Annotated in this window: 15 protein-coding genes and 1 pseudogene; 5 read left to right on the top strand and 11 right to left on the bottom strand. The window is 61.9% G+C overall.

From position 1 onward, the window contains the following. Positions 1–5 precede the first annotated feature (5 nt). Positions 6–566 (bottom strand): TetR family transcriptional regulator, encoded by a 561-nt coding sequence (locus tag K6M89_RS04885; RefSeq protein WP_222138606.1) that lies wholly within the window; start codon positions 564–566, stop codon positions 6–8. A 90-nt stretch (positions 567–656) separates the two neighbouring features. On the opposite strand from K6M89_RS04885, the gene K6M89_RS04880 reads away from it, so the two are divergent. After that, positions 657–1571, top strand: a complete 915-nt coding sequence (locus K6M89_RS04880) for an SDR family oxidoreductase (protein ID WP_222138605.1) — start codon at positions 657–659, stop codon at positions 1569–1571. Between the two features lie 119 nt (positions 1572–1690). Here the strand turns inward: K6M89_RS04880 and K6M89_RS04875 are convergent, their stop codons facing one another. The 4 genes and pseudogenes from K6M89_RS04875 to K6M89_RS04860 all read right to left on the bottom strand — a co-directional run bounded on the left by K6M89_RS04875 (position 1691) and on the right by K6M89_RS04860 (position 5117). Beyond that, complete coding sequence (locus tag K6M89_RS04875; protein WP_222138714.1) at positions 1691–2743, bottom strand: fatty acid desaturase; 1053 nt, start codon at positions 2741–2743, stop codon at positions 1691–1693. A gap of 294 nt (positions 2744–3037) precedes the next feature. Further along, a complete protein-coding gene (locus tag K6M89_RS04870) occupies positions 3038–3184 on the bottom strand; it encodes a hypothetical protein (protein WP_170961464.1) in 147 nt (48 codons plus the stop codon). Positions 3185–3222: 38 nt separating this feature from the next. After that, positions 3223–3640: pseudogene (locus K6M89_RS04865) on the bottom strand (hypothetical protein). Between the two features lie 76 nt (positions 3641–3716). After that, positions 3717–5117: an MFS transporter gene (locus K6M89_RS04860; protein ID WP_222138604.1), complete on the bottom strand. Its 1401-nt coding sequence runs from the start codon at positions 5115–5117 to the stop codon at positions 3717–3719. A gap of 124 nt (positions 5118–5241) precedes the next feature. On the opposite strand from K6M89_RS04860, the gene K6M89_RS04855 reads away from it, so the two are divergent. After that, complete coding sequence (locus K6M89_RS04855) at positions 5242–6204, top strand: LysR family transcriptional regulator (RefSeq protein ID WP_222138713.1); 963 nt, start codon at positions 5242–5244, stop codon at positions 6202–6204. A gap of 61 nt (positions 6205–6265) precedes the next feature. On the opposite strand, the gene K6M89_RS04850 is transcribed toward K6M89_RS04855, so the two are convergent. The 5 genes from K6M89_RS04850 to K6M89_RS04830 all read right to left on the bottom strand — a co-directional run bounded on the left by K6M89_RS04850 (position 6266) and on the right by K6M89_RS04830 (position 9055). After that, the gene (locus K6M89_RS04850; RefSeq protein ID WP_222138603.1) at positions 6266–6646 is read right to left on the bottom strand and encodes a VOC family protein; all 381 of its coding nucleotides are present in this window, start codon (positions 6644–6646) and stop codon (positions 6266–6268) included. A gap of 354 nt (positions 6647–7000) precedes the next feature. Continuing rightward, entirely contained in the window at positions 7001–7843 is an 843-nt protein-coding gene (locus K6M89_RS04845) for a transglutaminase-like domain-containing protein (protein ID WP_222138602.1), read from the bottom strand. 27 nt (positions 7844–7870) lie between these two features. Beyond that, a complete protein-coding gene (locus K6M89_RS04840; protein ID WP_096771085.1) occupies positions 7871–8146 on the bottom strand; it encodes a DUF1488 family protein in 276 nt (91 codons plus the stop codon). 313 nt (positions 8147–8459) lie between these two features. Continuing rightward, positions 8460–8795 (bottom strand): hypothetical protein, encoded by a 336-nt coding sequence (locus tag K6M89_RS04835; RefSeq protein WP_222138601.1) that lies wholly within the window; start codon positions 8793–8795, stop codon positions 8460–8462. Beyond that, positions 8792–9055, bottom strand: a complete 264-nt coding sequence (locus K6M89_RS04830) for a hypothetical protein (protein WP_222138600.1) — start codon at positions 9053–9055, stop codon at positions 8792–8794. Before K6M89_RS04830 ends, K6M89_RS04835 begins: the two co-directional genes overlap by 4 nt. 503 nt (positions 9056–9558) lie before the next feature. Between K6M89_RS04830 and K6M89_RS04825 the strand changes: the two genes are divergently transcribed. Genes K6M89_RS04825 through K6M89_RS04815 form a run of 3 tightly spaced genes read left to right on the top strand, consistent with a single transcriptional unit; the run spans position 9559 to position 11982 of the window. Beyond that, the gene (locus K6M89_RS04825) at positions 9559–9843 is read left to right on the top strand and encodes a co-chaperone GroES (protein ID WP_097580187.1); all 285 of its coding nucleotides are present in this window, start codon (positions 9559–9561) and stop codon (positions 9841–9843) included. Positions 9844–9890: 47 nt separating this feature from the next. Continuing rightward, positions 9891–11525: a chaperonin GroEL gene (groL, locus tag K6M89_RS04820; RefSeq protein WP_222138599.1), complete on the top strand. Its 1635-nt coding sequence runs from the start codon at positions 9891–9893 to the stop codon at positions 11523–11525. A 58-nt stretch (positions 11526–11583) separates the two neighbouring features. Further along, complete coding sequence (locus K6M89_RS04815; RefSeq protein WP_097580189.1) at positions 11584–11982, top strand: hypothetical protein; 399 nt, start codon at positions 11584–11586, stop codon at positions 11980–11982. A 281-nt stretch (positions 11983–12263) separates the two neighbouring features. Here the strand turns inward: K6M89_RS04815 and K6M89_RS04810 are convergent, their stop codons facing one another. After that, entirely contained in the window at positions 12264–13169 is a 906-nt protein-coding gene (locus K6M89_RS04810) for a S1C family serine protease (RefSeq protein WP_097580190.1), read from the bottom strand. Between the last annotated feature and the right edge of the window lie 19 nt (positions 13170–13188).

Raw genomic sequence — 13188 nt, 5'->3', positions numbered from 1 at the left:
CGGGTTCACGCTCGCACCGCGGCGAGAAAACGCCGCAGTTCCGTCTCCACATAGGCGGCCACCGGCCCTTCCGCGCCGAAACCCCACCAGGTCAGCGAGCCCTGCCATTGCGCCAGCATCAGCCGGGCGATCGTCTCCGGCGCTCGCGCCGATCCGAAACAGCCTGCGATCGCCGCCGTCAGCGCCTTTCCCCAGGCCGCGCCGCGGGCGCGCAGCACCGGATCGCGGAAGTCTTCGCGCAGCAGCAGCAGTCCCTCGCCATAGGCGGCGACATTGTCGCCGTAATCCTGCGACAGGCCGACGAGCAGGGCGACGGCCCCATCGGGTGTTTTCGGAACCGCCTCGGCAAGCCGTTCTGTCTGCGCATCCAGCCTGTCCCAGGCATAGAGCAGCGCAGCACGCAGCATCGCGGCCTTCGTTGCAAAACGCTGGACCAGCGTCGAGCCGGAAAGGCCGCTCGCCTTTGCCACCGCCGCAAAGGTCGCGGCGTCCGGCCCTTCCGCCTGGATCAGCGCCAGCACCATGGCGAGAAGCTGCTCATCGGATAGGGTGCGGCGGCGCGGCATGAACTTTCCTCTTGCATTCAGTTTATTTATGAACGAGCATTCGTTTATATACAATAGGCGTTTTTCGGTTCTAACGCGGAGGATGGCAAAATGACAGCGGAGTTGCGGGAGAAAGTGGCTTTGGTGGCCGGTGCGACGCGGGGCGCCGGCCGCGGTATTGCGGTGGAACTTGGCGCCGCCGGCGCAACGGTTTATGTGACCGGGCGCACGACGCGCGCCCATCAATCCGAATATGCCAGGCAGGAGACGATCGAGGAGACGGCCGAGCTGGTGACGGCGGCGGGCGGCAGGGGCATTGCCGTGCAGGTCGATCATCTGGTCGCCCATGAAGTCGAGGCGCTCGTCGGACGCATCCGGGCGGAAACCGGAAAGCTCGATATTCTCGTCAACGACATCTGGGGCGGCGAGAAGCTGTTCGAATGGGACAAATCCGTTTGGGAGCATTCGCTGGATAAGGGCCTGCGCATGCTCCGGCTCGGCATCGAAACACATCTGATTACCGCCCACTACGCTCTGCCGCTGATGATCGAGCGGCCGGGCGGGCTCTTGGTCGAGGTGACCGACGGCACGGCCGACTACAATGCCTCCCACTACCGGCTTTCGCCCTTCTATGACCTCGTCAAGACCGGTGTCACCCGGATGGCCTGGGCGCACGCGCAGGATCTGGCCAAGCACGGCGCCACCGCCGTTGCGATCACGCCCGGCTGGCTGCGCTCCGAAATGATGCTGGATGCCTATGGTGTCGGCGAGGAAAACTGGCGCGAGGCGACGAAGGTCCAGCCGCATTTTGCCATTTCCGAAACGCCGCGCTTCGTCGGCCGCGCGGTGGCGGCCATCGCCGCCGATCCCGATCGCGCCCGCTGGAACGGCCAGTCGCTGTCGAGCGGCGGCATGGCCAAGGTCTATGGCTTCGACGATATCGACGGGTCGCGGCCGGATTGCTGGCGCTACATGGTGGAAGTGCAGGAGCCGGGCAAGCCGGCTGATGTCACCGGCTATCGCTGAGCGCCCTTAGAACAGGATGATTTTAGGCCCGGTCGGCCTAAAATCTGAATCCTGTTCTAAATTAAAGAGTTAGAGCATGATGTCGCCCGAAAACCGCTCACACTTTTCGGCATCATGCTCTAGCTTGCGGCTCTGAGCCGGGCCACGTCACGAAACGACACCAGCCGCATCGTCTGTTCGTCCCAGAGCACCAGCTTGACGCAGCGCAGGCTTTCCATGAGCGTGATGCGGCCGATATCGGCCAGCTCGGGATGGTCCCTCAGCACCTCCGGCAGCCGATAATAAGGCACCCGGCTCGCCAGATGATGCACATGGTGGATGCCGATATTGCCGGTGATCCAGCGTAGCACCGGCGGCAGGTCGTAGTGCGAGGCACCGTGAAGCGCCGCATGCTGGAACTGCCAGTCAGGTTTCTTCGACCAGTGCGTTTCCTCGAACTGGTGCTGGACATAGAACAGCCAGACGCCAGCGGCTCCCGCTAGAAGCACGATCGGCAGGTGGACCAGCAGGAAGGGAACGATCCCACCCGCCCAGATCAATAAGGCGGCGGCCAGAGCGATGGCGATGTTGGTCGCCATGGTCGAGATCCAGGGCAGGGGGCCGGAGCGCATCATGCCGAAGGGCAGGCGCTGTTTGAAGATGAACAGCCATGCCGGCCCGATCCCGAACATGACGGCTGGGTGCCGGTAGAGCCGGTAGGCAAGCCGCCCCCGGCGGGACCGCGCGTTATACTCGGCGATCGTCAGTGTCTCAATGTCGCCGACGCCGCGCTCGTCGAGGTTTCCGGCCGAGGCGTGATGTTCCGCATGCGCCCGACGCCAGTAGTCGTAAGGCGTCAGCGTCAATATGCCGATCGTGCGCCCGACCCAGTCGTCGAGGCGGCGGCGGGCGAAAAATGAGCCGTGGCCGCAATCATGCTGGATCATGAACAGCCTGAGCAGGAAAGCGGCCGCCGGAACGACGAGGATCAGGCCCGGCAAAAAGCCGTAACGAACGGCCGCCCATGCGGCGGCCCAGAACAGCGCAAAGGGAATAGCTGTGACGGCCAGTTCAAAGGCACTGCGTGTGGCCCTCGGCTGGCGATATCCTGCAAGGATCTTCAACCAGGCTTTTTCGGCGAAAAGTGCTGACGGTGCCGCAGGTTTCTGCGGATTTTCATAAGGCTCGTCCAAGGCGGCAAGCCGGATTTCCTCGCTCTCGAAGCGGTGCGCGCGTTCGATCACGAAATATCGTCGCAAAAGGCTGCGACGCTCGACGGATCGCCGAGGCGGTTGATTATGTGAAGAGGAGTCATGCTCTGTGGCACCTTCCGGCTTTTTCGAAAACACGATCATCGCTGATCGCGCGCGTCCCGGCAGGACGCGCTGCCGCTTTTAGCCGTACATCACCCATTACGCAAATCGATCCCGACTTGCGTTTGTCATGGAGGCGGCGAGGCGCCATTCACCCGAGAGCTCGATGCGAACTTATTTCTTCGGCGCGCTGCTTCCGTGCGGAGCGGCCTGGGTCGCGGCTTTCATCTGGCCTGCGAAGGTGCCGGCCATCTTCGGCGCCAGCTTGTCCTTCTTCGGTTTGCGAGCCTCGCGATTGCTTCTCAACTGACCTTTTGCCATCGATCGATCTCCTGTTCAGACGAATGCAAAGCGCGTTTTCAGCTTCGCGCGCCGGGTTTGAGGTTCGTCTTGCGCCTGTCGCTGGGCAATCCCTGGATCGCATAACGGTCGTAAACCGGAGTGACTGGTTTCGGCGGCGCTTTCAGCTTGCCGAAGTAGTGTTCGAGCGCCTGCGAAAGCATGGCGGGCGACGTTACGCCCTCCTGAAACAGCTTGATCAGCAGCACCGCTGCGACATTGCAGCCCTTGCCGTCGTCGATCGCGATCCTGGCCTCGTAGCCCGCATTGTCGAGTACGGACTGAAGCATGTCGAGATCGGACGAGGTCAGGTATGGCTTTTTGGAAGTGGAAGACATCGGTCCTCCTTTCGTCGGGGCGAAGGTATTCAAATCCCTCAGTCGGCAGCGCCCGTTCAATGCCTGCCGAGGCGAAACCATGCGCCTTTCGCCGAGGCAAGGCAATGGGATTCTCGCTGTGAATATTCGTTTTTGCTTATGAAAAGCCCGCACCGATAAGGGTGCGGGCGCAACGGTCATTCCGCCGCCTGATAGGTGGGCCTCCGGACGGCCGATGTCCTCGGACCTGCGGCTGCAACCAGGGTGATGGCGATCGCAAGCAGCGCCACGAAGGCGACGCCGGCGACATACGGGTCCCAGCCGAAATTCGGCGCGGCGCTGAACACCGCCGAAGCGGCCGCAAGCACGATGCCGCCGCCAATCTGGAAGGAGGCGAAGAGCAGACCGGAGGCGAGCCCCGACTTGTCGTCCTCGACATCGGAAAGGGCTGCGACCTGCACCGAAGGGTAGGTCATGGCATAACCGAGGCCGAGCAGGATCTGCGAGACCAGCACCAGCAGGATCGGGTCGACATGTCCGAGTGCCGTCACCCAGAAAATATAGCTGAAGGCCTGCAGGCCGACACCGGCCGCCATCAACCCAGTGGCGCCGCGGTTTTGCGCCAGGCTCGCAAATCGCGGCGCCAGGAACATCACGAAGACGCCGCCAAGGGCAAAGGAGAAGCCTGTCGTGAAGGCCGACCAGCCGATGACGTTCTGATAATAGATCGTCGCCAGGAACTGGAAGCCGACATAAGCGCCCTGGAAGAGGGCGGCGATCGCATTGGCGTGCCGCAGCCGCGCCCGGCGGAACATGCCGAGCGGCACCATCGGATCGGCATGGCGTGCTTCGACCGCGAGGAAGAGCAGGATCAGCACCAGCGACGCCAAGAGCGAACCCCAGGTCGGCAGGGCTTGCCAGCCGGCAGCCGCGGCATTGGTGATGCCGAAGACGAAGAGCAGCAGCCCGGGCGTGATCGTCAGTGCGCCGGCCCAGTCGAATGCCGGCCGTGGTCCGGTCCTTTTCGGATCGGCCGGCAGCGCCAACGGCGCCAGGACGAGTGTCAGGATGGCGACGGGCGCACCCATGACCAGCGTCGCCCGCCAGTTGACGATCGTCGCCGCACCGCCGAGCACCATGCCGAGCACGAAGCCGGTCGCACCGGTGGAGGCGAAAACCCCGAGCGCTTTTGCCCGCGCCGTACCTTCACCGAAGACGGAGAGCAGCAGCGCCAGCGCCGCGGGCGCGGTGAAGGCGGCGGCGATGCCCTTGACTAGGCGGGCGGCGATCAAGGTCGGGCCGCTGTCGACGAAACCGCCGGCGATGCTGGCGGCGGCAAAGATTGCCAGCGACCAGAGGAAGACGAGCCGATGGCCGAAGACATCGGCGACCCGGCCGCCGAGCAGCAGGAAGCCGCCATAGCCGAGCACATAGGCGCTGACGGCCCATTGCAGCGATGTCGCCTCCATGCCGAGTTCGGCCTGGATGGCGGGAAGCGCGACACCGATGGTGGAGACATCCATGGCGTCGAGGAAATTGGCGGTGCAGAGCAGCAGCAAAGCCAGCCCCGCTCCGCTTCTCGATTTGGAAAGTGTCATCGAAATCGTTCCTTCTTTGCTGCCGCCTCGTCGGAGGGAGGTTGCCGGGCGGCAGGGAACGAGAAAATGTACAGCTTCCAATCCTATTGCAAATTGATAGTAGCCATGCCAGGTATTACTGATGATGATGAATGATGCCACGCTGCGCAAGATCGACCTCAACCTGCTGCTGGCTTTTTCGGTGCTGATGCAGGAGCGCAATGTCAGCCGCGCCGCAGAACGGCTGCTGCTCGGGCAGCCCGGCCTGTCGGCTGCCTTGCGCCGCCTGCGCGAGGCGCTGGACGATGAATTGTTCGTGCGTGTCGGCCGCGGCCTGCAGCCGACGCCACGGGCCCTGTCCATTGCTCCGGCAATCGAGGACGCGCTGTCGGGCATCGAACGCGCCATCCGCCCGCAGGCCGAATTCGATCCGGCAAGCTGGCACGGCGAGTTCCGCATCGGCATGTGCGACAATCTCGAATCGGCCTTCTTCGGCCCGCTTGCCGCCCGCCTGCTGCAGCTTTCGCCGGGCGCCCGGCTGATCGGCATCGCTTCCGAAAAGCGCGATGCCGCCCGCCGGCTGGATGAGGGCGTCTTCGATTTCAGCGTTTCCGTGCACGACGAACCAGCCTCGTGGCACATCCGCGCGCCGCTGTTCAACCAGGCCTCGATCTGCATTTACGACGATGCTCAACTCAAGCTGAAGGCGCCGCTGAGCCTTGACGGTCTCGCCGATGCCGCACATGTCACCGTCTCCTTCGAGGGCAACGCCTCGACCAGCATCGACATCGCGCTCAGCCGCACCGGCCATCGGCGCCGGGTGGTGGCGACCGTGCCGCGCTTTTCCGCCCTGCCGACGGCGCTGCGGGCGATGCCCGCCATCGCCATCGTGCCGGAATCGATCGGCCGCTGCATGGCGCAGTTGCATGGACTGACGATTTGCGAACCGCCGCTGCCGCTGCCAGTCGATCCGGTGACCATGCTTTACCGTCGGGTCGATCAGGCGGACGGTCGGGCGCGCTGGTTCCGCCGGCTGTTCCTCGACGTCGCCGGCGAGGCGCTCGTAGCCTCCGGCTGCCGCGTGGCGATTTCAAGAGCTGCGGCCTGAGCAATTCCAGGAAAAGTGTGAAGCGGTTTTTCGATCGGAATTGCTCGAAATTCGGAGCTTGTTATATCTCACCCTTGTGGAAATAGGCTTCGAGCCGGTAGCCGTCGGGGTCGATGACGAAGGCGGCGTAATAGAAGCGGCCGTAATCCGGCCGGATGCCCGGTTCGCCATTGTCGGTGCCGCCGGAAGCGATAGCCGCCGCATGAAAGGCGTCGACAGCGGCCTCGTTCGGGGCGACGAAGCAGAAATGCAGCCCGGATTGCATGTCGGCGACAACGGGGTGCTCCGCCTGTATCACCCAGAGGCCGACCTCATCAGGGCCGTAGCCGATCACGCCATCGGAATTGGAGAGGCGCTCATACCCGAGCGGCGCCAGCACCGCATCATAGAAACGGCGGGCTCTTTCGAGGTCTTTGACGCCGATGGAGACATGATCGAACATGAACTGTGAACTCCCTAATTCGGTCCCGACGGACGGCTCACATGAAAGATGGCTCGACGCCAAGATTTTTCAGCAGCTGTTCTGAGGCATGTGTCACAAAGGATCGCCGGCCATTCCGGCTGCGCCTATGACCAGTGTTTTCATCTGACGCGGTCCTCACCCGAAGATATCAACGCCTGCTTCCAGTGCAAGTCGGGCCTGTGCCGGCAATGCCCTAGTTAAGACAAGGCGAGCGACGCTGTCACGCGATTTTCAGGGCGGAGTTCGGGTCAGGGCCATATGGGATGCAGTGCTGCCACTGCGGTCGCCAGCGGCAAAGCCGCGCTGGACATCGCCGCATCCGCCCAGGCACGGCTAAACAGCTCCCTCAGCGGCGCTTGGCATCTGCTGCAGGTTTGTCACCTCGTAGGTCCAGACTCGAAACGCCTTCAGTACATGTGGTCCGAACGAGTTGATGAGCGGGATGTCGGCAGCGTCGCGTCCACGCGCGACGATGATACGACCGATTCGCGGCGTGTTGTTGCGCGGATCGAATGTATGCCATGCACCGTCAAGGAAGACTTCCATCCAGGCGCTGAAGTCCATCGGGTCGACGACGGGAATTCCGATGTCACCGAGATGGCCATTGATATATCGGGCAGGAATGTTGAGGCAACGGCACAAGGCTACCGCGAGATGCGCAAAGTCGCGACAGACGCCGACGCGTTCGTGGAACGCCTCGAAGGCTGTCCGCGTCGATCGCGCCTGCATGTAGTCGAACTGGATATGGCCTTGAACGAAGTCGCAAATCGCTTGAACGCGACCCCAGCCCGGGGAGATGGTGCCGAACATGTCCCAGGCGATTTGACTGAGCCGATCCGTCTCGCAATAGCGGCTGCCCATCAGATAGACGAGGCAATCATCCGGCAACTCCGAAACCGGGAGTTCCCTCGCCTCCGGCAGCGATCTGTCCAACTCGCCGTCGTCTTCGATGGTCGCATCGCCCCATATCGTCAGATCGCCCGTCGGGGCAACCAGCCGAAGGCAGCGGTTGCCGAAAAGGTCGCGATAAGTCGATCTGGGAACATCGGGGGTGGTGAACACCGTTTCCGGAATTCTGATGTCGGCTGCACGATCCTCATGGACCGACAACAGACATACCAAGGCAGCCGGCTGCGGGCAGGTCAAGGTAATTTCATAGCCATAACGGATCAACATGGAGCGTTCTCGCGCGTCCGGATCCGCCTAGCGGAAATCCGCCGCAGTCAGAGTATAGGAGGGGCGGCGGCGGTGGGAGTAGGCTTTGTGTGCTGCGTCATGAATGGAGGTGCGCAGGGCGTCGAAAGACGAAAGCCACCTCGTTTCCGAGACCCCGCTACTTTGCAATGCGGTGTAGGATTTCGCCAGAGCGCCAACCTCGACAAAGAACAACACCTCGAACATACCGTCATGGCCGACGAAGCGCACAGCGTTTCTGGCCGTATCGAAGCTGCGGCTTGGATTGAGAAAGGCTAGCGCCATGGTTGAACCGGCGGAGTCTCAAGAGCACTCCCGGCAGCGTTCGACAGTCTGATCCATTCCCTCCGATACCCTAGGTTGAGAAGATTGAAGGCCGCCATCTCGTTGCCGGCCTCCGGTCGGCTCCCGCTGATTGCGGCGTGGTCCGCGTGTGCCGGGAGGCTCGCAGAGGCATGATAGACGGTCGAAGAACGGATGCGCACGATCCGCCGGTCGCGTTCGATCTCCATGGAGTAGCGGCCGGGCGCGCCACCCTTGTTTAGCCATGCCACGAGAGCAAAGGCATTCCGTCGTTCAGTTTCGTCACCGTTGCTCTTCACGATGTCAACCTTCCATCTTTCGGGCGGTGGCCATGGCCAAACGTCCTCTCGATCAGTGTTGCGCCGCTGCCGGCGGGCGATAGGTTTACCGGTTCCAGGCTATCTTGCATCGCAACCCGCTCATGACGCTCGTCGTCACTGCGAATGCGGTATTGCGGTACATTGCCTCTCAGAGGCAGCGTTGCGGTAATGCGGTATACGTCGGGAAGCTTGGAGGAAACGACCAAGAACCCGTCCTTCAACCGGACGGTCTGTCCCACCTTGAAGATGTGTGTTGCGGCTTCGCGTCGGATCGAGCGTTCACTGCGTTGCGGGATGCGCGTTGCGGTCATAATTGCTCGTGGTCCTTTTCGAGTGCCGTTTCGAGATCTGACGGCTGGATGGACATCATCTGCTGCGTCGAACTCTGCGCGGCGATCGCCGGCAGGTGGATGAAGGCGCCGACCCGCATCCAGGCGAGCCTGGAAACGCCTTCGATCAATTCCTCATCGTAATCGATGCGGTATTCTCCGGCTGGCTGTGCCCCATCGAAACCCGGCAGGCGGAATGGGGATGAAAAACGGACGACGGTTTGTGTGGTGCGACTTGTCACGGCTGATGCCTCCCCAGGAATACACCGATGCGTTTCCTGTAGCGTTGAGATCCGAACCGGACGAACGCGACGCTGCCGCTACATCCGCGGTCAGCGCCAGGTTCATTCCGGATCGGAACAAGCGAATGCACGCCGGAACGACGTCACATATTCGCTATCGAGAATTCGGTGGTGTATGGCGGGTCGTAGGTCTCTGACACCGCGAAGCCAAGTCGGCCAAATCGACGAGGCCTATCATTACACCTTGATTGAGTTTAAATCAAGATAAATTCGGATTTCTTTATGGAAAACACCGAATTAATTCTTTGCTACGGCGAATAAAAACGTAGCATGATGGCGCATAATTTCTATTTTTTACAAAATATCAGGTTGGATTGATTTCAGGATTTTTTCGAAAAATTTCCTGCCATGAACAATATTTCTTGGCACTCCTATCAATCGAGTGCCACGAGTGCTATTTATGGATTGCAGCCGCCATACGCGCCGGCAGCAGAAAGACCTCAATGAAATTCCGTTCACTTCACGACCGCGTCGTCATTCGGCGTGCAGAAGGCGGTGTCACATCCAAGGGCGGGATCATCATTCCAGACGTCGCCAAGGAAAGGCCGCAGGAACGCGAAGTGGTTGCAATCGGCCCTGGCCGGCGCGACCAAAGCGGCAATCTGGCCCCGCTCGATGTCAAGGTCGGTGATCTGATCCTGAATGGCCAGACCCTCCTGATCATGAAGGAGGCCGACATCATGGGCATCGTGGAAAAGACCGAGGCGGCCGCCGACAAGGCCGCCTGACGGTCAGTTTTCCGACCCTTATCTCAAGACCGAACTGGATAGAAATCATGTCTGCCAAGGAAATCAAATTCTCCACCGATGCGCGCGATCATTTGCTGCGCGGCGTCGAATTGCTCAACAACGCCGTCAAGGTGACGCTTGGTCCAAAGGGTCGCAACGTCGTCATCGACAAGGCCTATGGCGCGCCGCGCATTACCAAGGACGGCGTCACAGTCGCCAAGGAGGTCGAGCTCGCCGACAAATTCGAAAACATGGGCGCGCAAATGGTGCGCGAGGTGGCTTCGAAGACCAATGATCTTGCCGGCGACGGCACGACGACGGCGACGGTGCTCGCCGCCTCCATCTTTCGTGAGGGCGCAAAGCTCGTCGCGGCCGGTATGAATCCTATGGATCTCAGGCGCGGCATCGATCTCGGCGTCGTTGCCATCGTCAAGGAGATTCAGGCGCGGGCGAGGAAGGTCAGATCATCAGGCGAGATCGCGCAGGTCGGCACTATTGCCGCCAATGGCGACGCCACCGTCGGCGAGATGATCGCCAAGGCGATGGACAAGGTCGGCAATGAGGGCGTCATCACCGTCGAAGAGGCGCGGACCGCCGAGACAGAACTCGACGTCGTCGAGGGTATGCAGTTCGACCGCGGCTATCTCTCACCCTATTTCGTCACCAATGCCGAGAAGATGCGCGTGGAGCTGGAGGATCCCTATATCCTCTTGCACGAGAAGAAGCTCGGAAGTCTGCAGGCGCTGCTGCCCATTCTGGAGGCCGTTGTGCAGACCGGCAAGCCGCTTCTGCTCATCTCGGAGGACGTCGAAGGCGAGGCGCTGGCGACGCTTGTCGTCAACAAGCTGCGCGGCGGCCTGAAGGTCGCGGCCGTCAAGGCGCCGGGTTTCGGTGATCGCCGCAAGGCCATGCTGGAAGACATTGCCGTGCTCACATCAGGCCAGATGATTTCCGAGGATCTGGGCATCAAGCTCGAGAACGTCACGCTCGATATGCTCGGCCGCGCCAAGCGCGTGCTGATCGAGAAGGACAGCACCACGATCATCGACGGCTCCGGCGAGAAAGCGGCCATCCAGGCGCGCATCCAGCAGATCAAGGCGCAGATCGAGGAGACCACTTCCGATTACGACAAGGAAAAGCTGCAGGAGCGCCTGGCGAAACTCGCCGGCGGCGTCGCGGTCATCCGCGTCGGCGGCGCAACCGAGACGGAGGTTAAGGAAAAGAAGGACCGCATCGACGACGCGCTGAACGCCACCCGTGCGGCGGTCGAAGAGGGCATCGTGCCCGGCGGCGGCGTGGCGCTGTTGCGCGCGAAGTCGGCGCTGACGGGAATGGTTGGGGAGAACGCCGACGTGACAGCCGGCATCTCGATCGTGCTCAGGGCGCTCGAAGCCCCGATCCGGCAGATCGCGGAGAATGCCGGGTTCGAGGGCTCGATCATCGTCGGAAGACTCGCCGGCAGCAATGATCACAATCAGGGCTTCGACGCACAGACCGAAACCTATGTCGATATGGTCGAAGCCGGCATCGTCGATCCTGCCAAGGTCGTGCGCACTGCTCTGCAGGACGCCGGCTCGATCGCGGCGCTGTTGATCACCGCCGAGGTGATGATCGCCGACATTCCAGCAAGAAATTCTGCCCATGCAGTCGGAAATGGCGGCATGGGCGATATGGGATACTGAAACTGAACCGATCCGGCGTCGCCGGACGGCAAACCCGAAGTAGACAAGGAGAATTCCAATGTCCGTGCAGAGTAGCAGCAAGACATCAATCAGCCAGCGTTTCGACAGTTACCAGCCATCCAAGACGCTTCTCGTCTGGGCCTGCCTCGTCACGGCAATCGCCACGATGGTCATCGGGTTCAGTTGGGGAGGTTGGGTAACAGGTGGGACATCGAGCAAAGCGGCAGCAGCCGCCGGTGACATTGCACGCGGCGAACTGGCGTCCGCCATTTGCGTCGAGCGGTTTAATGCGGCGCCGGACGCCAGCGCTAAACTGATCGAGTTCAAGGCGATTACCGAAGGCTACAAGCAACGTCAGTTCATTGAAGCCGGCGGTTGGGCGACCATGCCCGGGCAGACTTCTGCCGACAGCCGAAGTGTTCAAGGCTGCACCACGGCGCTTGCCGTCGGGATCTGACCAATGATTTGTTTCGGGAACAAGGCCGACCCACAGCCGCCCGCAGAAGAAGCTGGTGGTAATGGCTTCGAGGAAATTCAGCCGGCCGCCGACGGGCATGGAAAAGCAAACAACGCCCCCGCGCGTCGCCGGACGGCGAGCGCGCCGGACGATGACGGCCGGCTGATCTGAGGTCTGTTTCTACGAGCAGGTCTCTAACGCCCATCGGAATGGGGGTCGGAAGGCGGTGCGCCTCTCGACGATCATACGAGCGCAACGGCTTTTTCGATTCTGGTGCGGCCCTACTGCAGCTGCGGCTTTCTGAGAAAGCTGTTGCGGTCGGCGGATTTGACGCGCAGCCAGGCTTCGCGGCCGTTGCGCAGGATCCGCATCGGAATCTCGGCGCCGGCCGGGCCACTGCTCCAGAGCTTGCGGTAGAAATCGGCCAGGCCATCGACCTCTTCGTCACGAATCTCGGAGATGATATCGCCCTGACGCAGGCCGGCCTCGGCGGCCGGACCGCCTTCGGCCACGCTCATCACCACCACGCCGCTATTGCTCTCGGCGGAGAATGCGCCGAGCCAGGGGCGCGGCGGCTTGTTGACCTGACCGCGGTTCAGGAGGTCGTCGAGGATCGGCGGCAAAAGATCGATCGGCACGACCATATTGATATCGGCGATCTCGCCGTCCTGGCTCATCTGCAGGCGAAGCGAACCGATGCCGAGAAGCTTGCCGTCGGCGCCAATCAGCGCTGCCCCGCCCCATGCGGGATGGGCCGGTGCGGTAAAAATCGCCTCATCCAGCAGATATTCCCAGTAGCCGGCGAATTCCTGTCGGGCGACGATGTTTGCCTGGACGAACTCGCCGATCCCATCGGCAAGCACGACGGGATCGCCGGGCCTGGCGGCGGCCGCATCGCCGATATCCACCGCCGGAGCGTTCAGAACGCCGAGCGCCTGCACCAGGCCGAAGCCGCTTTCCTGATCATAGGCAAGGGGATGGGCGGGAACCACCCGGCCGTCCTGGGTCGTCAGCCAGACTTCCTCCGCCTCGGTGATGAGATAACCGATGGTCAGCACCAGCCCGTTGTCACGAATGACGACGCCGCTGCCCTCCCGGACGGTGCCTAGCGTCTCCGCCGTGAAGGCATCTTCCGGAATGGAGGAACGGACGGCCACGACTGACCGCAGGATCGGATCGATATTCATGCTTTTATCCCGAGGGCGC

The sequence above is a fragment of the Rhizobium croatiense genome (genome assembly GCF_019793465.1).
GTDB classification, from domain to species: Bacteria; Pseudomonadota; Alphaproteobacteria; order Rhizobiales; family Rhizobiaceae; genus Rhizobium; species Rhizobium croatiense.
This window is presented reverse-complemented; position numbering and strand designations above follow the sequence as displayed.